This window comes from Gorillibacterium timonense, assembly GCF_001457415.1.
GTDB lineage: Bacteria > Bacillota > Bacilli > Paenibacillales > NBRC-103111 > Gorillibacterium > Gorillibacterium timonense.
Genome location: NZ_LN881720.1, coordinates 102,432 through 126,826, shown reverse-complemented (window position 1 = coordinate 126,826; position 24,395 = coordinate 102,432). Strand labels below are relative to the sequence as shown.

At 56.4% G+C, this 24,395-nt stretch carries 20 protein-coding genes; all 20 read right to left on the bottom strand.

Features of this window, described 5'->3' with window-relative positions; genetic code table 11:
• Positions 1-61: 61 nt before the first annotated feature.
• A complete protein-coding gene (gene fabZ / locus BN2684_RS01125) occupies positions 62-499 on the bottom strand; it encodes a 3-hydroxyacyl-ACP dehydratase FabZ (RefSeq protein ID WP_058300340.1) in 438 nt (145 codons plus the stop codon).
• Positions 500-733: 234 nt separating this feature from the next.
• On the bottom strand, positions 734-1,312 hold the full coding sequence (locus BN2684_RS01120; RefSeq protein WP_082651674.1) for a CDP-alcohol phosphatidyltransferase family protein: 579 nt from the start codon (positions 1,310-1,312) through the stop codon (positions 734-736).
• Between the two features lie 89 nt (positions 1,313-1,401).
• Positions 1,402-1,692 carry a DNA-directed RNA polymerase subunit beta gene (locus tag BN2684_RS01115; protein WP_058300338.1) on the bottom strand — a complete coding sequence of 97 codons (291 nt, stop codon included), beginning with the start codon at positions 1,690-1,692 and terminating at the stop codon, positions 1,402-1,404.
• A 41-nt stretch (positions 1,693-1,733) separates the two neighbouring features.
• Positions 1,734-2,606, bottom strand: a complete 873-nt coding sequence (locus tag BN2684_RS01110) for a flagellar hook-basal body protein (RefSeq protein ID WP_058300337.1) — start codon at positions 2,604-2,606, stop codon at positions 1,734-1,736.
• Positions 2,607-2,612: 6 nt separating this feature from the next.
• Complete coding sequence (locus tag BN2684_RS01105; protein WP_058300336.1) at positions 2,613-3,563, bottom strand: flagellar hook-basal body protein; 951 nt, start codon at positions 3,561-3,563, stop codon at positions 2,613-2,615.
• A gap of 31 nt (positions 3,564-3,594) precedes the next feature.
• A complete protein-coding gene (gene mreB / locus BN2684_RS01100; protein WP_058300335.1) occupies positions 3,595-4,608 on the bottom strand; it encodes a rod shape-determining protein in 1,014 nt (337 codons plus the stop codon).
• Between the two features lie 180 nt (positions 4,609-4,788).
• Positions 4,789-5,079, bottom strand: a complete 291-nt coding sequence (gene spoIIID / locus BN2684_RS01095; protein WP_058300334.1) for a sporulation transcriptional regulator SpoIIID — start codon at positions 5,077-5,079, stop codon at positions 4,789-4,791.
• 237 nt (positions 5,080-5,316) lie between these two features.
• Entirely contained in the window at positions 5,317-6,876 is a 1,560-nt protein-coding gene (locus tag BN2684_RS01090; RefSeq protein WP_058300333.1) for a response regulator transcription factor, read from the bottom strand.
• Positions 6,851-8,761, bottom strand: a complete 1,911-nt coding sequence (locus BN2684_RS01085; protein WP_234340126.1) for a cache domain-containing sensor histidine kinase — start codon at positions 8,759-8,761, stop codon at positions 6,851-6,853. Before BN2684_RS01085 ends, BN2684_RS01090 begins: the two co-directional genes overlap by 26 nt.
• Positions 8,762-8,884: 123 nt before the next feature.
• A complete protein-coding gene (locus BN2684_RS01080; protein ID WP_058300331.1) occupies positions 8,885-10,567 on the bottom strand; it encodes a type 2 periplasmic-binding domain-containing protein in 1,683 nt (560 codons plus the stop codon).
• 105 nt (positions 10,568-10,672) lie between these two features.
• Positions 10,673-11,566, bottom strand: coding sequence for a carbohydrate ABC transporter permease (locus BN2684_RS01075; RefSeq protein WP_058300330.1), 894 nt, complete (start codon positions 11,564-11,566; stop codon positions 10,673-10,675).
• 19 nt (positions 11,567-11,585) lie between these two features.
• The gene (locus tag BN2684_RS01070) at positions 11,586-12,554 is read right to left on the bottom strand and encodes an ABC transporter permease (protein ID WP_082651673.1); all 969 of its coding nucleotides are present in this window, start codon (positions 12,552-12,554) and stop codon (positions 11,586-11,588) included.
• Positions 12,555-12,684: 130 nt separating this feature from the next.
• Positions 12,685-15,906: a hypothetical protein gene (locus tag BN2684_RS01065; protein WP_058300329.1), complete on the bottom strand. Its 3,222-nt coding sequence runs from the start codon at positions 15,904-15,906 to the stop codon at positions 12,685-12,687.
• A 116-nt stretch (positions 15,907-16,022) separates the two neighbouring features.
• Positions 16,023-17,363, bottom strand: a complete 1,341-nt coding sequence (locus tag BN2684_RS01060; RefSeq protein WP_058300328.1) for a glycoside hydrolase family 30 protein — start codon at positions 17,361-17,363, stop codon at positions 16,023-16,025.
• Positions 17,364-17,645: 282 nt separating this feature from the next.
• A complete protein-coding gene (locus BN2684_RS01055) occupies positions 17,646-18,368 on the bottom strand; it encodes a M23 family metallopeptidase (RefSeq protein WP_058300327.1) in 723 nt (240 codons plus the stop codon).
• Between the two features lie 129 nt (positions 18,369-18,497).
• A complete protein-coding gene (spoIID, locus tag BN2684_RS01050; RefSeq protein ID WP_058300326.1) occupies positions 18,498-19,796 on the bottom strand; it encodes a stage II sporulation protein D in 1,299 nt (432 codons plus the stop codon).
• Positions 19,797-20,014: 218 nt separating this feature from the next.
• The gene (locus tag BN2684_RS01045; RefSeq protein ID WP_058300325.1) at positions 20,015-20,569 is read right to left on the bottom strand and encodes a hypothetical protein; all 555 of its coding nucleotides are present in this window, start codon (positions 20,567-20,569) and stop codon (positions 20,015-20,017) included.
• Between the two features lie 192 nt (positions 20,570-20,761).
• On the bottom strand, positions 20,762-21,484 hold the full coding sequence (locus tag BN2684_RS01040) for a response regulator transcription factor (protein WP_082651672.1): 723 nt from the start codon (positions 21,482-21,484) through the stop codon (positions 20,762-20,764).
• Positions 21,468-22,733, bottom strand: coding sequence for a sensor histidine kinase (locus BN2684_RS01035; protein ID WP_058300324.1), 1,266 nt, complete (start codon positions 22,731-22,733; stop codon positions 21,468-21,470). Before BN2684_RS01035 ends, BN2684_RS01040 begins: the two co-directional genes overlap by 17 nt.
• A 233-nt stretch (positions 22,734-22,966) precedes the next feature.
• The gene (gene murA / locus BN2684_RS01030) at positions 22,967-24,316 is read right to left on the bottom strand and encodes a UDP-N-acetylglucosamine 1-carboxyvinyltransferase (protein WP_058300323.1); all 1,350 of its coding nucleotides are present in this window, start codon (positions 24,314-24,316) and stop codon (positions 22,967-22,969) included.
• Positions 24,317-24,395: the final 79 nt, after the last annotated feature.

Below are 24,395 nucleotides of genomic sequence, written 5' to 3'. Positions count from 1 at the left end.
CTTAAACAACCGTTTCTTTTTTGCAATTCCAGTTGAATTCCTAAGAATGCTCGCTGCTCCCTTACTCCGCAGGCCGGTCGGCCAGCGCGAACATGAGCTCACCTTCGGCGACGACGCGGTCTCCCACCTTGGCAACGCCTTGCCCTTTGCCGATCGAGCCCTTAAAGCGGGTTACGGTCATTTCCAGCGTGAGCGTGTCTCCCGGAAACACCTGTCCCCGGAACCGGAAATTGTCGATCCCCGCGAGCAAGCCCAGCTTGTTCTTATTGGCTTCGAGCTGAAGCAGAGCGACCGCTCCGACCTGGGCGAGCGCTTCCGCAATCAGTACGCCCGGCATGACCGGATACCCGGGGAAGTGGCCGGCGAAGAACGGTTCGTTGACCGTCACATTCTTGAGGCCCACCGCCCGCTTGCCTTCCTCCACTTCGAGAATGCGGTCCACCAGTAAAAAAGGATACCGGTGCGGAATGATTTCTTGAATTTGTTGTGCATTAAACATCGAGCCGCCGTCCCCTTTCCGAATGAAAGCTGTACGTCATTGCTTCTGTTGTTCCGCGTTTCTTCGGGCAACGTCCAGCGCCAAGAAAGCGCCGATGAGGATCTTCCTTGAATTCCGATTATAGCGGGAAGCCCCGGTTCGGCAAGAGACTTCTGCCCCGGGCCCCCTTGTCCTCCAAGTAGCGCCCTGCCCGATCTCAAAAGGCGGAGTAATCCTTATGTACGCATCCGTCTCTTAAGACTTGCGCCGCAGCTCCTCTTTCTCGGGAACAAATCCGGACACCCCCGCCAGGGCGCCCGCTTCCCCCTCTTCCTCATTCACCCGCTTGACGGAAATCGCATAGATCAAGGTCGTTAAAAAGGAAAAGGCGATGACAACCCAGAGAAACGGAACCGCGTGGTTGACTTTCATGACGATAAGCAAAATCGCCAGGTAAAACAATACGGTGGTCAGCTTCCCCATGGCGTTTGCCGGTACGGTTTTCTTACCCCGCACCTTGAACAGCACAGCCGCTGCAATCATGCCTGCATCGCGGAACACAACAGCGACGGCGGCCTGCCAGGGAATCCACTCGATATAAAGGAGCGAGAAGACCACGGTTAGCATCATCAGCTTGTCCGCAAGCGGGTCCAGCATCGATCCAAGCTCGGTCACCTGCTGCCGTTTACGGGCAATGTGCCCGTCGAGCACATCCGTAAGACCGGCAAGCAGCATGATGAGAAATGCCGGTTGCTCGTGCCCGCTCAAGAAGACATAGAGGTACACGGGAATCAGCAGAAAACGCAGCAAAGTTAAGACATTGGGTAATGTCAAAGGTCCGCTCTCCTCATATAAGGATTTCCATCCCCCCATTATACCTAGGAAATGGCGAAAAAAAAACTCCCTTGAGCAGGGAGCTTGGGTTATGGAGCGAAAATGAGGTCAAAGGCATGTCTCCATGTTTCCCATTTCCAAATATCCGACATGGGCTGCTTACCCATGTAGACATATCCGACGCCCATTCCGACAACCAGGGCAATCAGGCACAGGAAAGGAATCGAGATCCGTATCCAAAGCTTCAGACGCTTCTTCTTTCGCGATTTAGACGATTTAGACGGTTTGGTCGGCTGCTCCGCCTTCTTGCCGGATGCCGGTTTGAGCCCGGCTTCGCGACTTTTGGCAGCGGAGGCTTGACCATCTTCGTTAAGCGGCATGGCTTCCTCCTTCTCGAGGTGCTGCACGTTCCAACAAAGAATCAAGCTCGGAGGTTATTGGCGAGATTCATCATGGTGTCGGCGGACGTAAGCGCCCGCGCATTCAATTGATAGGCCCTCTGCACGAGCATAAGGTCGGCCATTTCATCGGCCATCGAAACATTGGACTGCTCCAACCAGCCCTGACGCACCGCAAGCGGGGTATCTACGGTCCGATCAGGAGAGGAGGCGTCATAATCAGCGGCGACCGCGTCGCGGACGATTTGAGCGGCAGCATTGTCCATGTCCCGGGGAACGATATACAGATTATTCCCAATCTGCTCCAGAAATTGCGGTTTGACGGCAACCACCAGCTTGACCTTACCCACTACTCGAGAGCCATTGGGATCGTCCTTGCGATACTCGGTTACGGTGCCGTCCGGTGCAATATGCACATCATAACCAGCCCGAACCGTGATCGGGATGGGATTGCCCGCAGCATCCACACCCTGGACATCATGGCCTTCCTTCGTCGTCAGGTAGAGGAGGTTCGGATCCGTGCCTTGAGCAGTCAGTTGAAAAGCGCCGTCTCGGGTGTAGGCGGTCTGCCCATCCGCGTTGACCTCGAACAAGGCGTCTCCCTCCACGCTCAGGTCGGTGCTTACTCCCGTCTCCTTCAGCGACCCTTGTGTGAGGTCATACTGCACCTGGCTGATGCGGCTGCCCCAGCTCTGCACGTAGCCGAGAGGAGACAAGCGGCCGTTCTGCTGAAAGCCTTGCGGCTGCTGTTTGACATTCATCAAGATATCGGCAAAGTTGGCTTCCTTGCGCTTATACCCTGTAGTAGACAAATTTGCCATATTGTCGCCCAGAATGTCAAGCTTTCGCTGCAGGGCGTTCATGGATGTCATGGAAGAAATTAGAGAAGCGTTCATCGTCCGTTACACCTTCCCAACTTCGTTGACAGCCTTGTCCAGGCTGCGGTCGTAGTATTGAACCATCTTTTGGTTGGCTTCGTAAGCCCTCAGGGCCGTGTTCAGCTCAATCATCGATTGCGCGGGATCCACATTGGACTGTTCGAGATAACCTTGGCGAACAACCGCTTGATGGGTATCGACCCAATTGCTGAGCTCCGCGTTCTGAACGCCGTTCACATCCGTCAGAGCCGTTACCGTTCCTTCGTCGCCGGCGTTTACCCGATAGACGCTGTTCCCCTCGCGTACGAGCCGGTTGGGATCGTCCACACGGCTCAGCAAGAGCCCAAGTTGCCGCCCTTGTGCATCCACGAGTGGCTCTCCCGTGATCGAACTCAGGAAGCGCCCGTCCGCCGTGGCGGTCACTTCCGACACGGCCCTGCCAGTGGCGGGATCGACAAGCCGGATCGGTTGTCCATCCAATCCAAGAACCCGATAACCCTCGGCGGTTACGAGGTCGCCGTCGGCGGTGACTTCAAAATTGCCGCTGCGGCTGTATCGCGTCTCTCCTTCGGGACTCTGGACCGTGAAGAACAGCTGTTTCTGGAACACCCGGTTGCCGTCTGCATCGAAGGCCATTCCGGTGCCGTTGAAGTTCAGTCCGTTCTCCTGGATGTCCGAGGCGATGGCAAAATCAAAGTGGTTCTTCGTCTCCTTCAGATCCCCTTGAACATAGAGAGAAGGGTCTTCCTCCGCGAGGACACCGGTGTTCAGGCGACCGATCGTACGCGACAGCGATCCGTTCCCTTGGCCTTGGCCGTTCGTGAGCGCGATGAGCATCTCCGGGAATGACCGAGAAATGGCGTTCACCTGCTTGTAACCGGGAGTGTTGATATTGGCAATGTTGTTCGTAACGGTATCGTGCTTGCGCTGCTCGGCAATCATCCCGGCAGCCGCTGTGTAGAGTCCCCTGATCATCCGCTCACCCGCTTGTCTCTCTTATTTAAAGTCAAAAGTTATTTCCACCCGAACGCTTGCGCGCCACCTTGTCCAAATTGTCGAGCATGATCCCGGTCCCTTTGACCACGCAATGCATCGGATCTTCGGCGATCAGCACGGGAACCATCAATTCCTGGCTGAGCAGTTGATCGAAGCCGTGCAACAAAGCGCCGCCTCCGGTCAGGATGATCCCCTTGTCAATGATATCCGCCGCAAGCTCGGGCGGGGTCCGTTCCAGTACGGTCTTGGCCGATGCGACGATGGCGGAGATCGGCTCCAGAAGGGCTTCCCGCACCTCCTCGGAGGTGATCGTCACCGTCTGCGGCATGCCGCTTACCATGTCCCGCCCGCGGATGTCCATCTGCTTGTCGACGTAGCCCGGGCTAACCGTCCCGATCCTGACCTTGATCTCTTCGGATGTCCGTTCGCCGATCAATAGCTTGTACTTGCTCTTGATGTACTTCATGATGGCGGCGTCGAACTTGTCCCCCGCAACCTTGAGGGAGGAGGAAGTCACGATGTCGCCCATCGAAATGACCGCCACATCCGTCGTTCCCCCGCCGATATCCACCACCATATTACCGCTGGGCTGGAAGATATCCATTCCAGCCCCCACCGCTGCCGCCTTCGGCTCTTCTTCCAAAAACACTTCCCGGGCTCCGCCCTTCTCGGCCGCTTCCCGGATCGCCTTTTGCTCCACGCTCGTCATGTTAGTCGGTCCGCAGATGAGGATGCGCGGGCTTCTGAGCCAAGATTTAGCCCCGATCTTGCCGATGAAATACTTCAGCATCATCTCGGTGACCTCGAAGTCCGCGATCACCCCATCCCTCATCGGCCGGATGGCGATGATGTTGCCGGGGGTTCTTCCTACCATCCTCCGGGCTTCTTCCCCTACCGCCAGAACCCGCTTCGTCTGGTTCTCGATGGCCACGACCGAAGGCTCATCAAGCACGATTCCCCGGCCCTTCACGTAGATGAGCACATTGGCCGTTCCCAAATCAATCCCGATATCCTTGCTCAGCATCCCGCTTTGATCCTCCCTGATCGTCCGCTCTTGATATAGGAGGCCGTGTAACCTGCTTATTCCTATAGTATCGGCGCACAGACTCCATTTGCTTATACAAAATTCGCCATAAAAATAAAAAATCCTCCTTATTCTGATTCTGCGCGGTCCGAACATGAGAGCGGATGCTGGCGGGAAGAATCAGGAATGGGTGGATACGAGTTGTTCTTGATTTTTTTGTCTCGGCGACTTCTTGTATTTGATCTTGGTGGCTTCTCCTCCTCTCAGGTGGCGGATCGATTTGTGGTACTCCAGAATGGTTTTTACCTGGTTGGCGAGATCCGGATTGATGTCCGGGAGCCTCTCCGTAAGGTCCTTGTGTACGGTGCTCTTGGAAACGCCGAACTCCTTCGCGATGGTGCGAACCGTGTGTTTCGTTTCCACGATGCAGCGTCCGATCTTGATGGTTCGTTCTTTGATGTAATCGTGCACTCGCCTCGCCTCCTTCATTCCAGTTGGAATTGGTACATTATATGAGGGGCGGGCCAAGATATGCTGTGTTCGTACAACGAATTAAAGAGGGATTGTCCTTGCGCGGCGCGGGATTGAGCGCTCTCTCCTCTTTCCTTTTTCGATCCCCTGCAGACAGGCAAGACCGCCCCTACCGAAGCAAGCCATTGCTTGTTACGGGAGAGGCGGTCTCTTCTTCCTTGCGACACGCACTGGTGATCACAACAACAATCTTTTTTGGGCGCGGTACTCAAGCGGAGTAACGCCTTCCATCTCCCGGAAAATGCGGGTAAAATGCTTCACGTTCTCGAAGCCGACCTGATTGCTGATCTCATAGACCTTCTCGTCGGTGCCTTCCAGGAGCTCCTTCGCCTTCTGGATGCGCAGCTTCCGCAGGTAAGCGACGAAGCTTTCACCGGTATATTCCTTGAACGCCTGGCTGAAGTAAGTGTAGTTCAGCGAGACGTGATTGGAGACCATCGCCATGTTCAGATTCTCCTGGTAGTGCGCATGGATGTAATCCAGCGCCTTGTGGATCTCCTTCGGGTCTCTGTGAACCGTGCGAATTTGGCGGATATAGTGATTGAGACGCTCAAGCAAACTCTCCACGCTGTGGAAGTAGTCGTGAAAATGGTCGAAATTGTAGATATTGCCCGCTTCCCGATAAGGCTTGAGAATCTCGATGGATTCTTCCCCGTACAGCTGGTAAACCTTGTCGAATATGAGCTCGTTGATGGCGCGGCTGATGCCCTCGAGATAGCCGATGTCATAGCGGACTACCGTCTTGATGTCGAGGATATGCAGCAAAAGCCGCTTCATCTCCGCCTCCCGGTCGCTGCCGAGCATGTTGGCGAGCTTCTGCACCTCATCGACAGGCAGGGTGTAAGCTTTATCGCGATCCTTAACCGCGCTGTAACGAATCACGCCGGGGGTCGTCTGCAGGAGAAAATAGTGCAGGGCCCCCGCCGCCTGCCCGTAAGCCGTCTTCATCTGCTCCATCTTGGAGGCCCGCTCACTCATGCCCATCCGAACCGTAAAGAAGTTCCGGTCCTGAATCTGTGCGGCAAGCCCCGTGAACAGCTCCTCCCTTCCGGCCAGGAGGACAAGGCGGTTGTCTTTATCATAAAAGCGAACATGAGGCTCCCCTGCGTTCAGCATGCTTTGAAGCAGGCTGTCGATCTTGGCGAGCAGCTCGATGCGGTTATCCGGCTGACGGGATTCCGAAATTTTGAGCAAGCCGACATAATAGCCCTCATCGAGCCAATGCTGGTCAGCCCTCGCCAGGTGCTCGCGGATTTCGCCGGGCGTTATCGTGTCATGGATGAGCACGTAGTTGAACTGACCGGCAATAAAATCCTCCCGCATCCGTTCGGAGAAAAACGATTTTAACGCCCATTCGTCTTGGCGCTTCCGCTCCGTCTCCAGCCGCGTCAGCGTCTGAAACAGCTCCTCCCGCACGATCGGCTTCAGCAGGTACTCCTTCACCTCGTTGCGGATCGCTTCTTTGGCGTATTGGAAGTCATCATGGCCGCTCAGGATGACGACCACCGGCTTGTCGGCACTTTCCTGCAGCCGGTTGATCAGTTGAATGCCGTCCATCATCGGCATGCGGATATCCGTAATGACGAGTTCGACGCGCTCCCGCTCATGAATCGCCAGCGCCTCCGCTCCGTCACCCGCCAGGAAAAACGCATACTGCCCGGGAAACTGGCGGTCAATCATCGCTTTCAGCCCAAACCGAATGTTTTGTTCGTCATCGACGATCAGTAATTTGCGCATCCGAACAACCTCCGGTCAAAATCAGATAAGGGATGGTCATGAAGATTCGAGTATAACGGCCTTCCTTGCTTTCGGCGCGTATTCCATATTCCTTACCATAATACATCACGATCCGCTGATCCACATTCCGCAGCCCGATTCCGCTCCCCTCCCGCTCGGCAGCCGGCAGTTGGTTGCGCATCTCCTGATATTCCGCGTCTTCCATACGGAGCATCAGATTGAGGCGGCGCAAGCGCTCAGGCGTGATTCCAGAGCCGTCATCCTGCACCACAAGAATCATCTGGTCGCCATGGCTGTACACCTGAATCGTAATGGTAAGCAGCTCGCTGATCGGCGCATCCGAGCTCATTCCATGCTTCACAGCGTTCTCTACGAGAGGCTGCAGCGACATCTTCAGCACTTCCTGCTCCAGGAAGGGAGCTGGAATCTCCAGTTGAAGCGCCAGCCGGTCGTTATAACGGATATTCATGATCGCAATGTAGTTCTGGATGTGCGCCACTTCTTCCTGCAGCCGGACATGGTTGCTCGTCCACCGTAAATTATAGCGCATCATGCCGCCAAGAGAAGTGAGGGCATCAGACAACGTATACTGGCCTTCGATCTCCGCCATCATTTTCAAATTTTCCAGCGTGTTGTAGAGGAAATGGGAGTCGATCTGATTGCGCAGGCTCTTCAGTTCCGCCTCCTTGGCGGAAGCCTGGCGGTTGACCGCTTCGACGATCAGCTCATTGATCTTCTTCATCATCTGGCGGAAATGAAACGCCAGCTCCCCGACCTCATCCGTTCCGCTGACCGGGATGTCGACCTGGAAGTCCCCTTTGCGAACCTTCTTCATGGAATCCCGCAGGATCGTCAGCTTCTTGAGAATGAGAGAATGCAGGAAGTAGGAGATGACCGACAATAGCGCGATCAGAATAAGGGTGGCGGCGACAATCGTATTGCGCCAGCGGGTGATGGCCGATACAGAGCCCTTCATGGAAACGATGTTCAAAACGTGCGCATCAAGCTTGTCGATATAAGTCTGAATGCACAAATAGGGCTGGCCGTTATAGGTGAACGAGAAGCTATCCTCGTTATTGTCGCGGTGAGCGGCGAATTGGTTCTTGATCTCGCCGATTCCCACTTCCTTGGAGAAACGGGAGTTCTTATTGGCGTAGACCTGACCGTTTCGGTCGATGATCGCCATCTGGGAATTCGGATCTTGGACATTGCTGAATGCGCTTGTAAAAAAATCTTCCAGTCTCACGCTCATTTCGAGAATCCCGATCGTCTTGTTGTACTGCTGCATGCCCCTCAGCAGCATCACATAGGTTTCCGTGGCGATGATGCTGGGATCGTAGCGCTTGGTAATTTCCTTCTCATTCTCGCCGATCTCCCACCAAACCGTCTCCCCTTGCTCCAGTACCTTGGGAATCCAGGGCTTTGCCGCCACTCGCTCCTCCTTGAAAATAATCGGCCAAAACTCCGGAACAAGAGGATTGCTCGTAAAAATGCGAAGGCTGGAAATGGTCGGGTTGCTGAAGATCAGATTGAGCAGGTTTTGCTGGGTCGTGTCGTTGAATTGAATGAGCTCCGCAGCGCTCGGTTCATTCGTGGTCGTCAGCAGATCGGTTACATAACGATCCGAGGCGACGATCTGCGCCATGCTTTCCATGACCATCATCTTGTTGATGATGTTGTTCTTTTCGATCTCAAGCATGTACTCCGAACTTCGGGTCGCTTCGCGCATGGTGCTCGAATACATTTGGTTGAAGAAATACCAAGAGAAGATCACAATCGGGACCAGAATGATGATGATGTACGACAAAATGAGCTTGACCTGGATGGAAAGCCCGTCCATAACCCTATAATAGCGCCTAAGCCTTGTCGGTATCTTCCTTGTCATGCCATCCCCGCCCTGCTATCCAAACTATACGCTTGATGCTGTAAGCATATCACAGGAACAAGCCTGACATTCTTTTTAAGTGGAATGTCAGGCTTGAATGTACGACTCGATTCGGGAAGCTTTTTATTTGGCGGCTTCCAGCTTTTTCAGGTTCGCTTCATAGGCCGCTTGACGATAGACGTCCACTTTCGCTTGGCCTGCGGAATCCGCATCCTTCAGGAACTTCGTCCAGATGGTGTCGAAGTCGGCATCGGATTTGGACATGAGCAGCTTCGGCAGCGCCTTGCCCCACAACTGGGCGATCTTGTTGGCGGCTACCCCTTCTTCCGAACTGCCGGTCGGATTGATGTTGTCGAATTGAGCCATGCTGATCGACTTGCCCTTCGTCCAGTCTTCCATTTGCTTAGACGGTTCGACGGAAGGCGGAGCCCATTGCAGGATCATGTTCGTGTCCTGCATCATCCAGAAGGTGAGCGAAGAGCCATATTCCTTATCAAATGCAGAGCGGTCTTTGTTGAGCAGCTCGAGCACTTCCGGCTTGAATTGATCTTTGCCGTCGATGGTGTCGTACGAGACGCCTTTTTCCCCGAGATACAGGTCCTTGTTGCCTTCTTCACTGATCAGGTAGCTCAGGAACTCAATGGCGCGTTTCTTGTCCTTGACGTCCTTGGAGATCAGCGTGACCGTCCAGCCGGAGATGCCGGGGCCGGCGAGGGTCGGTTGATCGCCATTCGAGTTCTTCGGTCCGTCAACGGCGATATAAACCTTGTTCGGGTCCTTTTGGTACAAGGAGATGTTTTGGTTGGCGAAGTCCGTCCGTTGATACAGCATAGCGAAGTAGCGGCCTTGAGCGATTTTCTCTTCCATTTGGGCGCGCTTGTCAATGAAGATATCCTTCGAGAGCAGGCCGTCCTGGTTGGCTTGACGGAACACCTTCAGCCACTTGATATATTCAGGATCGGTACGGCGATCATAGAGCTTGCCGTCTTTTTCCTGAGGAATCGCCAGGAAGTTTTGCAGGTAGCCTTCCAGCGAATCGTTGCCGGTATCCTTGAATTCATGCAAGGCGAGCGGAATGAGCGGCTGACCGTCGACATCCGGGAACTTCTCTTTGGCGGCTTTCAGGGCGTTCAGGAAGCCCTCCGGCGTGCTCATATCCGGGCTGCCGATCGCTTCGTACATATCCTTGCGGACGACGAAGGTCTGGTTGGAGGTGAAGTTTTCCCCGTATTTCTTATAGTCGTCTGCAGAAGAAGAGGAGTTCGGATAACCGTAGACATTGCCGTCCGCCTGCGTGTACCAACCCATCTTGGCCGGGTCAGTAACCTTGAAGAAGTACGGGTCGTACTCTTTGGCGAGCTCATTCAAAGGCAGAACCAGCTTGCCTTCGACCATCTTCTTGACCGCATCTTCCCACCAGCCGAGGGTGATGAAGTCGGGCAGCTTGCCGGAAGCGATCATCGTGTTCAGCTTCTCGTTCTCGTTACCGGCCGGGACGATGAAATTGACGCTGACCCCGGTCTTTTTCGTGATGTATTGGCTCGTCTTGTCGACTCCCCACTTGTTCGGGAACCAGGAGAAGTTCAAGTACCAGTCGAACGTGATCGGACTGGTGTCGCTCTTCCACCCCGGTTCATCCGCATTCGCGGCAGGCGCAGTGGAAGCGGCTGCTGATTCGGAAGGCTTCGCCGAATCGGAAGGCGAAGGACTCGCACTTTCCGAGCTCTTGCCTCCGGAGCAGGCTGCCAGCGAGAAGACCATGGACGCTGCCAGCAGGGAAGTGGCAATTTTACGCGTTTTGCCCATCTGTTTAACCCCTTTTCATGGATAAGGATGATGTATTATCAATCTCCGCGGGAGGCGAAGACCGGTAATCGGTAGGTGGGTTGATCCCAACGGTTGAATCAAGAATCAACCCTTGATCGACCCGATCATGAAGCCCTTGACGAAATACTTCTGTAGGAACGGATAGACAAAGACGATCGGCGCGGTGGTGACGACCATCGTCGCCAGCTTCAGCGTCTGTGTGGTGACCGCTTTGGATACGTTACTCGGCATAGCGGCGATCATTCCGCTTGCTCCGGTGCTCGACGAAGCCACAATCCGATAGAGGAACGTCTGAATCGGCTGCAGGTCGGAATTATTGATATAGATCATCCCGGTAAAATAGTCGTTCCATTGATAGACCCCGTGGAACAGGGCGATGGTGGCGACGACCGGCATGGAGACCGGAATGATGACTTTGTAAAAGATTTTGAAATCGTTGGCGCCGTCGATCTTGGCCGCCTCCTCCAACCCGTCCGGAATCTCGCGGAAGAAGGTGAGGAAGATGATCAGGTCCCAGAAGCTGAAGGCGGCCGGGATGATGTACACCCAGAAGGAGTCGAGCAGCCCGAGGCTCTTGATGAGCAGGTAGGAGGGAATGAGTCCGCCTCCGAAGAACATCGTGATCGTTCCGATCAGCATGTAGAGCTTGCGACCGATCAGCTCTCTGCGGGACAGCGCATAAGCGACCATGGCGGTAAAGAAAACATGGATCACGGTTCCGATCACGGTCTTGGCCACGGTAACACCCATGGCCGTCATGATGCCGTTGCTGTGGAACACCGTGCGGAAGCTATCGAGGCTGAACACCCGCGGCCACCAGTAAATCCCGCCCCGCATGGCATCCGTTCCGTCATTGAACGCATTGACGAGAACATACCAGATCGGGTACAAGGTGAGGAAACAAACGGTCAGCATGAGCAGGTTGTTGATGATATCAAATGCGACTTCTCCAGCCGTTCTGCGATTCATGGAAAACATCTTGGTCACCGCCTCTTTTCTAGAATAGGGATGTGTCGTTTAGCTTCTTCGTCACCCAGTTGGAGCTGAGCAGCAGCAGTAACGCGATGACTGACTTGATCAGACCGACTGCGGTGGAATACGAGAAGCGCGACTGCACGAGCCCTACTTGGTAGACATAGATGTCGATGACATTGCTTGTGCTTTCATTCAGCGAGTTGCGCAGGACCAGGATCTGGTCGAAGTTCGAGTTCAAAATGCCGCTCACGGCCAGGATGAACAGGATGGAGATCGTTCCCTTGATCGAGGGAATCGTGATGTTGAAGATCTTTTGGAAGCGCCCTGCCCCGTCGATGGTTGCCGCTTCATAAAGCTCCGGCGAGATGCTGGAGATCGCAGCCAGGTAGATGATGGCCGACCAGCCGAGCTCCTTCCAAATGTCCGACGCCACCACGATGGTCCAGAAATACTTCGGCTCGGCCAGGTACGTGATGGGCTGATCGATCAGGCCTATTCCCATCAGGAGCTTGTTGATGATCCCGACGTCAGCGAGCCAGGTGGCAAGTATGCCGCCTAGGATTACCCAGGACAAGAAGTGAGGCAAGTAGGAGATGGTCTGAATCGACTTCTTGAATAAGGCGGACCGCACTTCGCTCAGAAGGATTGCGAAGATGATCGGAAGCGGGAAGCCGATGATCAGCTTCAACGCGCTCATGCCGAGCGTATTCTTGATGACGTAACCGAGGTTTTCGTCATTCAGGAAATCCTTGAAGTGGGTGAGACCGACCCAAGGCGCCTCGGAAACCGGCTTGACGATGTTGAAATCCTTGAAGGCGATGGTGATCCAGTACATCGGGATGTAGTTGAAGATGATCATCCAGATGATCCCGAGAAGCGCCATCACCTGTAAGTACCGCTGGCTGTAAATCCTTTTTGCGAGCTTGCTCCATTTGTCATTGCCCTTCACGGGTCTCTTGTCTGTTACCGTAACCCCTGCTGTGGAACTCATAGCGGGCAGCACCTCCCATTTCTCCTATCCTGTAATGTAAGCCCTTTCTCTCTCTAGTTTAGTGTCTATTGATCCATATGAATAGGACGCAATTTTTATATGAGGTGTCGTAATTTCAGGTTCTCGGGCGCTACCCCAGGATAACGTCAATGGCGGCAATCTCTCCGCGGCGAACCTTCTCGGCCCAGGTCTCGGTAACGAGTCGGCCTTCAATGGCATGTTCTTCCCCACTCTTGGCACGGAGGAGGAGAGATTGGATGGTACCCGCATCCTCGCCATACGTCGAGCGCTTCCCCGGATTGCGGTAGGTCACATCCGTGTTCCCCAGGAACCGGAAGCTTATGCGACCTTCTTCATCGAAAAGCCAACCGGGGAGCACCGGGCGGAATTCGAGCGTGAGCTGCCCGTCAACCATCCGAAAAGGCTTCGGTCCCGCCATCATGCCGATCCACATGCTGAGAAACTCGGCTGTCGAGCCGCTCAGACGAGCGTAGAAGCCGCGGCCGACCACATGCGGGTCCGGATTGACAGCCGTTGCGATAAAGGAGGAGTTCTCCAGGGTGCTGCGGCCGTACACCTCGGGATCCATGAAGGGAACGAGGGAACGCTGCATTTCCTCCTCGTATTCGGCGTACAAGCCGCTGCGGAGCAGCTCCAGCACATACTTGTAGGACATGTGCATGAAGACGGATTCTCGTTCCAGCCAACCGGCGGTAAAGGCCCGGATCCGACCGATTTCATGAGGCTGGTCCTCGATGCTGACCGAGGTCTTGAACATCTGCAGCTTGGGATCGTACAGCTCCGTCTCCTTGATGCATCGGTGAATGGAGCGGGCTTCCTCCGTCGATTTCACCGTCTTGAGCCAGCGCGCCGGTCCTTCCAGGAAGTGCGGCAGCGCTTCGCCGCGGAATTCGCGGACCGTGACCTTGGGCAGACCGTAATGGGTCTTCGCTGGCTGGCCGTCCGCATCCAGCACGGGCTCAAACTGCGTCGCTTCAAAACGGAAGTACGTGGGGACAAGTCCGCCGCCCATGTCGATGGCGCGCCGGATGCCCAAGTCAAGCACCTCCAGGAAGCTGCGGCACATTCCGTCGAGCCGGGCAAGGGAAAGCTCCTGCTCGGTTCCGTCGATGCCGAAGCGAATGGCCTCCCGGTACCGTTCCCGTTCAACTGCCACAAGATCCCAGTACGTGAAAGAATCGAGGGATCCTTCGAGACGGCGTTCCGCAAGAGCCGCGACCCGGTGCAGATACTGCAGCATTTCCTCCGGCAGGCGGACGCTCCGCTCCGGGTATTCCGCGCACGCTTCCGCGAGGAAGGCGATCAGGCGCTTCAGCTCAAAGGTCTCGCTCATGCCGGAACCGACGATGCCGGGAAGCCCGTTCATCGCGTCGTTCCAGCCCGGCTTGTTCGCTTCCATCTCGATGCCCATACCATAAGGATCAAGGGTGGCGAATTTGTTCAGGCCGAGCGAGAGGATCTTGACCAACAGGTTGGTGGTGTAGACTTCGCCTGCTCCGTGGTTCGTCTTCAACCAATGCGTCCCCTTCAGGGGGATGCCGAGCTTCTGCATCTTCTCTTCATCGGGCAGGACCGCTCCATACTGCCGGACGGAATCTCCCTTCAGCACGTACTTCTCGCTTCTCGGGAGCACGCGGACCGGGCTGTCGAAGAAGGTATAGGTCTCTTCGCCGAACAGCAGCTCCGCCTTGCGGTCGGGATAGATCTCCAGATAGGAGTCCACCAAATCCATATTGTAGGTCCAGTGATCGGACCAATAGCCTTCGCCGAAGGTTGCTTCAATCTGCTGGCTGGACATGCCCAGCAGGCGATTCAGGAAGTCTTCTTCGCTCATGCCGAGCTGAATCTTGCGGTCGGCAAGGAAGCTGATGATCTTGCCGGGGGTGTATGCCTTGCGGCACAGCTCTGCAAGCTCCTGCCCGCGGCTCCCGGCAGCCTCCTCCAGCAAAGCAGCCAATTCTCCACTGCGCTCAGACGGAACGACGAAGGTCGTTCCTTCCACACCGAGCGGATTATACCCGTCCGCCTGCATCAGGCTGAAGAACATGCGGATGTTGAACGTCCCCACCCTCGGGTGGAAGAACACATCGCTTCTCCGGTTCTGGTTGGCGTCGCGGAAATTGCCGTTTCCCTGCGAATAGAATTCCGGCAGGATCGAGAAGAAGTTGTAATCCCGCTCCAGATCGCCGTGCTTGCGGGAATAGAGATGAACGACCTTGCCGCTTTCTCCGTCATGGCCTCCGAACAGGAAGGGGTAGCCGCCGCGCAGCAGATTGTCGAGGTAGCATTGGCGGCTGTACGCATCGATGATCGGCTTGCCGGTCTTCGTGGCGATATCGTCGGTGAGTTCCTCGACCAGGCGGTTCGCTTCCTGCCGCTTGGCTATCACGTATGCGGCGGAACAGATGCCCGCCGCCTTCTGGTTGATCCGCTCCACCCGGGACACATGCCCGATGAGCGTATACACATTCGCAGTTGCACCGGGGGCAAGCTCTACCGCTTTCCCGGTGAACCCGCAAGGAATTTTGTTGGTTGCATATTGCCGAGCGTTCATCAGCTCGCTTAAGGGTGCGGCCGCGAAGGCGTCTGGATACGACAGTGACGTGTTATCGCCGAAGACGAGAACAGGATCGACGATCGGGGCAAGGAGCTCTTCCTCGTCGGAGAAGCTCAGATAAAAATGGCCGTTTACCACTTCACTGACTTCCGCTTCATCATGCGTACTGGAGCGCACCTTGTAGAAGGGGATGCGGTTCTCGAGATTCTCGACCTCCATCCAGCTGCGGAGCAGATGCCCGACTTCCTTGAATGCGCCGTTCTCTACGCCGTAAGGCAGAATCTCCGGCAATCCATCGAGCAGCTCGAAGGCCTGCTGCCGGCCCGATTCATTCGTGACTTCCACATGGCGAACCAATGCGGCATAGTCTTCGCCCGGAATGTGGAAGTAGACGACCTTCACCCGAAGACCGTAGCGGCTGTGCGTCTCCTCGATCGAGATTTCATTGGCCCGCACCCGCATCGTCCGATGGGCGAAAGGATCGGGACGAGCAGTTTGAAACGGCTCGTAGATGTCGTCTCCGATCTTCACAAACGTGCGGAACCCGCTCGCCGATACCGTCTTATAGGCGATGCTGGCCGGTGAAAATTCCATGATCGGGCTGTTTTTGTCCTTGATGCCAAAGCCGCTGATCGCTTGGCCGCGATTGACGTAGAAGGTCCACATCGGGATTCCCTTCAGTCCGGCAAGCCCCGGCAAAAAGCTGGCAAACGGCTTCGCTTCCGTGTATTGATTGATGATGAAGGTATCTTGATCGTATGAATAGTGGCCCATTGCCCATTGCCTCCATAGGTGTATTTTCGAGGGACCGCGAAGATCGGAATCTTCCCCGCTGCCGGTCCAGTTCGGGATCGGAATGAACGGTGACTCGGTCAAACGCGGCAGCCGGATTAACCGGCCAGGACGAAGGTCGCGATGGAATGCGCGGGCAGCTCTCGGGTGAGAATGCTCCCGGCAAGCCCCAGCGTCAGGCTTTGCGGGGCGTCGGATTCGTTCTGCGCCACCACCGCCAGGGTGCCCTCCGGATTACGGAAAGCCGTCGCCTGCACAGCGGCGTGGGTGTTGACGAGCCCGATGCGGACCGCACCCGGCCGGATATATCTGCTGAAATGGCCGATGTAGGAATACGAGCTGTTGAGATGAAGGGTATCCGTGACCGTATCGGCGATGATCGGAGCATCGCACAGGTTGTTCACGTGATTCGGTCCTCCGGTTTCATCGAGGACCAGATTCCAGTCGAGATAGCCCTCGCACCAGTTGTTCAGGTCGCCGATCATGTTGCGGCCGTAGCGCTCGCCGGTGAACCATTCGCCCAGCTTTACGCCGCCTTCCTGGCAGCCCTCCGTGAACAGCAGATGCTTGTCGGGAAATAAGTCGTGCACCTGGCCGACGGCGGAGAAATCTTCGCTGACGTACCAGTGGAAGCCCGTTCCCCACACGTATTTGGCCGCTTCCGGATCGTTCAGGACAGCCGAAGCGCGGTCCACCATCAGATCGCGGTTATGATCCCAGATCAGAATCTTGACCTGCTCCAGCCCCTCCCGATGCATCGTCGGCCCAAGATGGTCTCGGACGAAGTCCCGTTCTTCTTCCCCGCTGTAGATACAGGAGTCCCACACCTGAACCGCGGCCGGCTCGTTTTGGACGGTGATCGCCCAAATCGGAACGTTCTCCGCTTCATAAGCGCGGATAAATTTGGTGTAATAGAGCGCCCAGGCGTCGCGGTATTCGGGCTTCAGCTGACCGCCGTGATTCATCTCCCCGTTGGTCTTCATCCAGGCCGGAGGGCTCCAGGGGGAAGCAAGCAGCTGCAGCGTTCCGCCCTTTACCCGGGCGGCATCCTTGATGAGCGGCAGGATCAATTCCCGGTCATGCGAGATATCAAACGTCTTGAGCTCGGTATCGTTATCCTCGACATAGGTATAGTTGCCAAGGGCAAAGTCGCAGCTGTGGATGTGGACTCTTCCGATGGTATAGCCGAGCCCCTCTACGGGATCGAAATAGTTGCGGATCGCTGCCGCCCGGTTTTCCGGACTGACCCTGGACAACGTATAAGCAGCCGCTTCCGTGAAAGCGCCACCAAAACCGAGCATCGTCTGATAGGTTTTGGAAGGATCAAGCTCCAAGTCGGCGGTCTGGCCGGCGGTTCTCTTTTCCAGGGTTGCAGGAGCTTGCTCGCTCCACCGTTCGCCGGTCTCTTGGGCGGTGATATAAATCTTCGCTTGGATCATGATATCGATTCTCCTTTGCCCTCATCCTCTTGCCATTCGCTTTCCTCTCGTTTCTCTACCACCAAAGTAATACGAAACCGGTTTCGATGCAAGCAAATCAAAAATAATGATCCCTCTCCTGAAATAATGTTCCTTTTTGCGGTTGCCGCATCCTATCCCTAGCGATTGACACCGACTCCTATCCGCACCACCTCTCTCGTTCTCGCAACAAAAAAAAGCCGCAGGGGCTCATTCGGCCCCTAACGGCGGATGGAAAAACCTATAGCTGCGATTGGAATTCCGTTATTTTGGCAGGACATCCATCGGATTGAGGGTAGATTCCCCTTGGCGCACCTCGAAGTGGAGGTGGATGCCTTCATCCTTTTCCAGCTCATTGCGTCCGGCTTGGGCGATCAGGTCGCCTTTCTTTACTTCCGCGCCGACAGCGACTTTGACATTGTCCAAGCTTTGGTAGACCGTTACGAGACCGTCCGGATGGGTGATCTCGACGAACTGGCCGACCAGCGGCTGCTTGTCCACCGCCGTCACCTTCCCGCTCTTCGTCGCGAGGATATCAAAGGTTTGATTGTCTTCGCGAGCAAGGGCGATGCCCGTCTGCGGAATGAATTGGTCTCCGTACTGAAGCATCGATGCAGCTTTTTCTTCCGCGCTGGCGTTCTTGTCATAATAGTTCGACACTACGTCCAGCACGGTGTGGTCGGTAACCGGCCATGCCATTTCTTCGACAGTCGCGTTAGCGGGGACGGCATCATCGGGAGAAGTCGGCTTCGCCTTGTCCGGTTCGGTAATCGCCGATCCGGCAGTCGTATCGCTTCCGGTCAGCTTGTCGCTCACCGTTCCCTGATACCACCACATTAACGAAAAGATAATAGCCGCCGCTGCCATGTAAATCGCCGGGTAGGCCCATTTTTTGCTGATCAGCCTTTTCCAGGCGCCGGCAGGTTTGGCGGTTTGCTGCTCCTCGACAGTTTGGGGAGCTTCTTGCAACTCTTTGTTTTCTTTCATAGGATCATCACCTCATCACCCATTCTTGCCAGAATGAGAGCTTTTATACGCGAGGTGATAGGATTTCAGAAAAAGACTTTAAGATTCGCAGGAGATGGCGGGCTGCTACGGGCTCGTCGAGCGCGCCTTCTATCGAAGAGAGCTCGCGAGTGCGAGACTTGCAGCCTCTATCTGCACTCCCTTGTAGTAATAGGCGATAATCTCTTGCGCCGTCTTCCCTTCCTGCGCCATGCCGTTGGCTCCCCATTGGCTCATGCCGACGCCGTGACCATTTCCGAATGTGGTGAATTCGATCTGATTGCCCTTGACCGTCCAGGTAAAAGAGGACGAGCGAAGCCCGAGCTTTTCGCGAATCTCCCGGCCGCTGAACGAAACGGTTCCGATCGTGAGCTGCCCGACGCGGTTGCCGGTGGTCCTCTCCGTCACCTTCATGCTCGCGGCCGCGCTGTTTGCGCTGATCTGCCCGGAGAGGCCAAGCTTCTGAACCAGCTGCTTCTTGGTCAGCTTCATCGTCATTCGGTAGCCCGGAGCCTCCTTGTCCCAAGGACTTGGCACACTCTTCAAATACGGTTCAGACACGTTCCAATACTCTTCCGCGTTCTCGGTATAGCCGTTGCCTACGGAGAAAAAGACGGCATTGATCGGCCTTCCGCTATAGGTGATGATCTGCCCGGCTGTATCCTCCACAGCCTTTCGAAGCTTGGCCCGCTTCTCCTCGTAGGCGTCGCCCCATGCCTTCTTCATCTGAGCTTCGGTGAGATACGCTTGATGAAGGACGGTGTCCGTCACCCATGCCGCTTTGTCGGGAACTCCGCTGTAATCCTCCTCGAGGTGGCGCCTGACGATATAGGTACGGGCAGCAAGCGCCTGCGCCTTGAGCGCTTCCGGAGCAAAATCCGCCGGCATCTCGGCCGCCACCACCCCGAGCACATAATCCTCAATCGGCAGGCGCTCGATGGTCTTCGCTTTTGAGAGGTAGACAGGGACCACGAGCGACAGCTTCGTGTCGAGAGGCGCAGCCGCTGGTCCGGGTTTTGTGGCGGCGCCGCTGCTCGCTTTTGTTGGATCGGATTGCGGGGCCGCCGCATGGGCGGAAGACTCGGGATCGGCGCTTACCTGCGCCGCCTTAGCGCCGTCTCGCTGCAGCAAGCCGATCGTCACAACCGAGAATGCCGCGAACAGCGCAATTCCGAGACAGACCCGGGGAAGCGAAGGAGGGCGGCGGACTCTCCACATCGCCGTCTCCGGCCTCCCGGCCGGGGAGGCCGGCGCTCCGATGGAGCCGGTGAACACGACCAATCTGGGCACACGGGGAAGCCGAAGGCGATTCAGCAGAGGCAGACGCGCTCTTGAAGGCAGCCGCTCTAGCAAGCGACGGGCAGCGGCCGCTATACGTTCGGGCAGCCGCCCGGCGGGGAACTCTCTCATGTTCGGTCAACGCATCCTTTCCGGTTTCTCGCAGATTTCGAAGCTTCTCTCTATCAGGGTAGCCCGGTTGAGACGAGCCAATACCTACCTTATGAGATTGCTAGGCGTGATAGAACCGGAGGTGGGAGCGGAAAGCGGCACGGTGGATTCCCCGAACGCAAAAAACGGATGCCTTCGCCTCCTGCGAGACTGGCATCCGTCGTATAGGGTCACGGGCTTCATTTCATCCGATAGAGCAGCCATCCGCCGCCCCCGATGAGCAATAGCGCAATCGCGGTGCCGCCATAATCACGGACAATCGTGTTCATCAAGACCGGCGCGGTCTGCGACAGAAGGAGCAGGCCTCCGATGACTACAAGACCCCCGCCTATGATAGGCGGTTGAACGGGCAATTCGTCCATGGTATAGGTCCAGAGCGCGTCTTCCCCGCGGCTGTTGATCATGCGCGCCCGGTGAACCCCGTCGAAGATGCAGTAGAAATACAGCACGGGAATGCACAAGCAGACGAGAATCATGAGCGGGGTGTAGATGGACAAGTCCTCCCCGTTCGTACTGATCATGGAGATCAGGAAGATATTGAGCACAAGCCCGATCATGTACGACATTCCGCGTTTCATCAAGCCGAGATACATATGGCCGAGACCGGGAATCATCATCGAGAACAGCACGGATGCGGCTACGCTCTTCTTTTTCATCGGCTGCGGCGGCGGATAACTGGGATAATACCCCTTCTCCCGCAGGGGCAAAGGCGTTTGATACTCATGGTCCTGCATGGCGTTCTCTCCTTCAAAGGAATTGATTGTCCTAGAGCGTGTCTTCAAACTCATGGGGTAGCCGAGTCGCGAACAGATGTGGGGAGAAGGCGAATGGATTTCGCCTCATCCAGCATCCCCTCTTGGGCAAAATCGGCTGATATTCGAGTTTGAAGACACGCTCTAATCATAACGCCCGGCTGTCACAACGCGTTAGTGCCGGTTGTCATGCCGACTGTCACGAAACCAGGAGCTTTCCGCCGCCCGGCGGGCTGCTTCCGCGCGGTTCTTCACATCCATCTTCGCATACACAGAGCTGATGTAATTGCGGGCCGTTCCCTCCGAGATGAACAGCTTCGCGGCAATTTCCTTGTTGGACAAGCCGTCGGACAGCCCCTTCAGCACCTGCTGTTCACGCTCGCTCAGTCCGTACTCTTCGATTCCCCCAGCGAGAAACGATCCGGATGCAGCGGATGGGACGGATGCAACGGATTCGGCAGGCGGCTGTAAAGGGCGGGTGAAGATTTCTTTGGCCATATGTTGAGGGATCAGCGTCTCTCCACGGCAGACATGGCGAATGCCCGAAGCCAGATCCCGCGGGTCCATCGCTTTGAGCAGGTACCCCTCCGCCCCCGCATGCAGGGCATCCACTACGAGATTCACCTCCTGGAAGGTCGTCAGAATGATCACCTTCACCGTTGGCCATTCCGCCTTGATCCGGCGTGTCGCTTCTACTCCGTCCATCCGCGGCATCTGAATATCCATCAGGATGAGATCGGGGCATTCCTTCGCGCAAAGCTCCAGCGCTTCACAGCCATCTCCCGCTAGCCAACTAACCTGGAAGTCCGGCTCCATGTCGAGCACGATCCTCAAGCTTTTACGGATGAGCTCCTGATCTTCCACGAGCGCCAGCTTTACTTTATTCTCCGCCTCCATGAGCTCCCTCTCTTTCCGATTCGCCGTTCGCGAAGGCATAGGCGCGGGCCTCGCCCGCAGGATTCAGCGGCACCTCGCACAGCAAGGTCGCCCCTTCGCCGGGACGAGACGTAAGGGTCACCGTCCCCTGAAGGGCCGCGAGACGCTCCTGCATCGCCTTCAGACCGAAGCCCGGCGCAAGCTTCACAAAGCCGCTCCCGTTATCCGTCACGGCAAGTGCCAGCCGATTCGGTTGAAACTCCAGCCGGATGCGCACCTTAGGTGCCCGCCCGTGCCGCTTGGCATTGGTGAGCCCCTCCTGCACGCAGCGCAGCACCGCAAGCCGAACGATCTGCGGGCAGACGGATTCTTCTCCGATGATCGCAAGCTCCATCTCCGTGCCGGTCGAACGCTCAAACTCCGCCGCCACCTTCGCGACCTCATCCACAAGGCCTTCCTGCTCCCGAGCCGCCATCTGATGGATACTTCGCCGGATCTCATCTAGCCCTTGGCGGGTTGCGGTGAGCAGCTCCTGCAGGTTCTCCTTGGCTTCTTCCGGCGCCGAGTCGATTTGACACCGCACGGCGTCCATTCCGATGATCACCGAGGTAAACGTGTGCCCGACCGTATCGTGCAGCTCGCGCGCCATGCGGCTGCGCTCCTCTAGCAGCGTCATCTCCTCTACCTGGCAGGCATATTGCTCCAGAACCTCGTTCTTCTCCCGGATCGCCGCCGCAAGCTCGCGCGTGCGCCGCTCCTCGGAAGCGAGCAGATTCAGCGCCAGTCCAAGGCCATAAAAAGCGAGGTAATACGCCAGAAAGTTGACGGTGATCCCGATGTCCTGCGTGAACAGCTCCCCGCTGCCAAGCCAAAGCGACAGCAGGGGAATCAACAGGACGACGAGCGGACCGGCATACCACACCCCTTTGCGTCCGATCATATAGCCGACCGTGAGCGGCAGGTACAGGAATTGAAACGCATTGTCCCCGTTGTACAGCAGGGAGACATAGACGAACAGTCCGCCGGTAAGCGCGATTTCAGACAGCGCATACGCGAGCGGACGAATCAGTTGAGGGCGAAAAAAGAGCTGGGGGATGAAATAGGACAGGAAAAAACCGACCGGCAGCAGCATATCGTGCAGCCCCTCCATGGGCTGCCGGAACAAGACTGCCACCCCCGTCACGAACCAGATCGTCCGCAATAGGAACAAGAACGTATCGAGGCCTGTCCACTTGCGCGATACATTCATCGATTCGTCATAGGTCGCCACTCCCGCCACCTGCCTTTCTTTCTAAGCGTGCTTGCACAAACGCCCTTGCTAACATCTAATTATAAGTCGGGATATCCTTTCCGAGTAGTACCGTTTGTCACGGCCCCTGTCATAGGGGTCCGGAAACGCGGAGGAGGGGAGAAGACGCCTAGGAAAAGATGAAAAGAAGCCCGCTGCCGACAGGCGCGAGCTTCTGTAAAGGGTAGGAATAAGTGCCAAAGGGAAATCACGAATCACGCGAGCGTCGGCTGGACTTGGAAGCGCGGCAGCTTCTCCGCCTGAACCGGCTCGGCTTCTGCCTTCGCGGCTACGGCTGCTTCCGGATCGATCCGGACGACATCTGCGCCAAGATTGTACAGGTTGCGGACAATGTCCACATAGCCGCGGTCAATGTGATGGATATCGGAAATCTCCGATTCGCCATCGGCGACGAGCGCCGCCAGGATGAGCGCCGCTCCGGCTCTCAGGTCCGTAGCGCGCAGCTTGGCTCCGGACAGCTTGCGACCGCCGGTCACCACCGCCGTCCGCCCTTCGATGGCGATGGCGGCACTCATGCTCAGGAAGGCATCCACGTGCATGAACCGGTTCTCAAAGATGGTTTCCGTCACCAGGCTGGTGCCGTCCGCCGTGAGCAGCAGGGCCATCATCTGCGACTGCAGGTCGGTGGGGAAGCCCGGATGAGGCAGCGTCTTGATGTCCACCGCTTTCAAACGTTCTTCCGAGCCGACTTGAACCCGAATGGCGTTATCTTCCTCGCCCACACTCACACCCATTTCCTGCAGCTTGGAGATGAGCGGCCGCAGATGGTCAGCAATCGCGCCTTCCACGCGGACGTTTCCGCCGGTGATAGCGGCTGCGATCATGTACGTTCCCGCCTCGATGCGGTCGGGAATGACGGTATGGACCGCGCCCTTCAGGCGCTCCACCCCGTCGATTCGGATAACGCCGGTGCCCGCGCCGCGGACCTTGGCACCCATGGCTCCCATGAAATTGGCGAGATCGACGATCTCCGGCTCCATCGCCGCGTTCTCAATGACGGTTGTGCCTTCCGCCAAGGAAGCGGCCAGCATGATGTTTTCCGTGGCGCCGACACTGGCGACATCCAAATAAATCTTCGCTCCGCGCAAGCGGCCCTCCGAACGAACTTCAATCCAGCCCGGGCCGACCTCAATCTGCGCGCCCATCGCCTCGAAGCCCTTCAGATGTTGATCGATCGGCCGCGTGCCGATGGCGCAGCCTCCGGGCAGAGCGATCCGAGCACGGCCCATTCGAGCCAGCAGCGGTCCGAGCACGAGGAAGGATGCCCGCATGCGCTGTACCAGCTCGGGAGCCGCTTCCGTCGTCGTCAGACGGGCCGCATCGATCCGAACGGTTTCATTCGCGTAATCGACCTGGGCTCCGAGACTCGCCACCACCTGATTGATCGTCATGACATCATCCAGACGCGGAGCCTCCTGGATGACGCATTTCCCTTCCGAGGCCAACAAAGTCGCTGCAATAATCGGCAGGACTGCATTTTTCGCCCCGCTGATTTTTACCGTTCCGTTCAAGCTATGTCCACCGCGGACGATGATTTTCTTCATGCCGCACCCCTCCGCGTCCTGTTTTCTTCGCAAATCATCTTCATAATATTCGCAGCCTCTTTTGATTTTCATGTGGTAG

Bases quoted from the DNA above. Each gene is read 5' to 3' on its own strand.
- fabZ (WP_058300340.1), bottom strand. From the start codon at position 499: ATGTTTAATGCACAACAAATTCAAGAAATCATTCCGCACCGGTATCCT.
- BN2684_RS01115 (WP_058300338.1), bottom strand. From the start codon at position 1,692: ATGCCGCTTAACGAAGATGGTCAAGCCTCCGCTGCCAAAAGTCGCGAA.
- BN2684_RS01110 (WP_058300337.1), bottom strand. From the start codon at position 2,606: ATGAACGCTTCTCTAATTTCTTCCATGACATCCATGAACGCCCTGCAG.
- BN2684_RS01105 (WP_058300336.1), bottom strand. From the start codon at position 3,563: ATGATCAGGGGACTCTACACAGCGGCTGCCGGGATGATTGCCGAGCAG.
- mreB (WP_058300335.1), bottom strand. From the start codon at position 4,608: ATGCTGAGCAAGGATATCGGGATTGATTTGGGAACGGCCAATGTGCTC.
- BN2684_RS01090 (WP_058300333.1), bottom strand. From the start codon at position 6,876: ATGCGCAAATTACTGATCGTCGATGACGAACAAAACATTCGGTTTGGG.
- BN2684_RS01085 (WP_234340126.1), bottom strand. From the start codon at position 8,761: ATGACAAGGAAGATACCGACAAGGCTTAGGCGCTATTATAGGGTTATG.
- BN2684_RS01080 (WP_058300331.1), bottom strand. From the start codon at position 10,567: ATGGGCAAAACGCGTAAAATTGCCACTTCCCTGCTGGCAGCGTCCATG.
- BN2684_RS01075 (WP_058300330.1), bottom strand. From the start codon at position 11,566: ATGTTTTCCATGAATCGCAGAACGGCTGGAGAAGTCGCATTTGATATC.
- BN2684_RS01070 (WP_082651673.1), bottom strand. From the start codon at position 12,554: ATGAGTTCCACAGCAGGGGTTACGGTAACAGACAAGAGACCCGTGAAG.
- BN2684_RS01065 (WP_058300329.1), bottom strand. From the start codon at position 15,906: ATGGGCCACTATTCATACGATCAAGATACCTTCATCATCAATCAATAC.
- BN2684_RS01060 (WP_058300328.1), bottom strand. From the start codon at position 17,363: ATGATCCAAGCGAAGATTTATATCACCGCCCAAGAGACCGGCGAACGG.
- BN2684_RS01055 (WP_058300327.1), bottom strand. From the start codon at position 18,368: ATGAAAGAAAACAAAGAGTTGCAAGAAGCTCCCCAAACTGTCGAGGAG.
- spoIID (WP_058300326.1), bottom strand. From the start codon at position 19,796: ATGAGAGAGTTCCCCGCCGGGCGGCTGCCCGAACGTATAGCGGCCGCT.
- BN2684_RS01045 (WP_058300325.1), bottom strand. From the start codon at position 20,569: ATGCAGGACCATGAGTATCAAACGCCTTTGCCCCTGCGGGAGAAGGGG.
- BN2684_RS01040 (WP_082651672.1), bottom strand. From the start codon at position 21,484: ATGGAGGCGGAGAATAAAGTAAAGCTGGCGCTCGTGGAAGATCAGGAG.
- murA (WP_058300323.1), bottom strand. From the start codon at position 24,316: ATGAAGAAAATCATCGTCCGCGGTGGACATAGCTTGAACGGAACGGTA.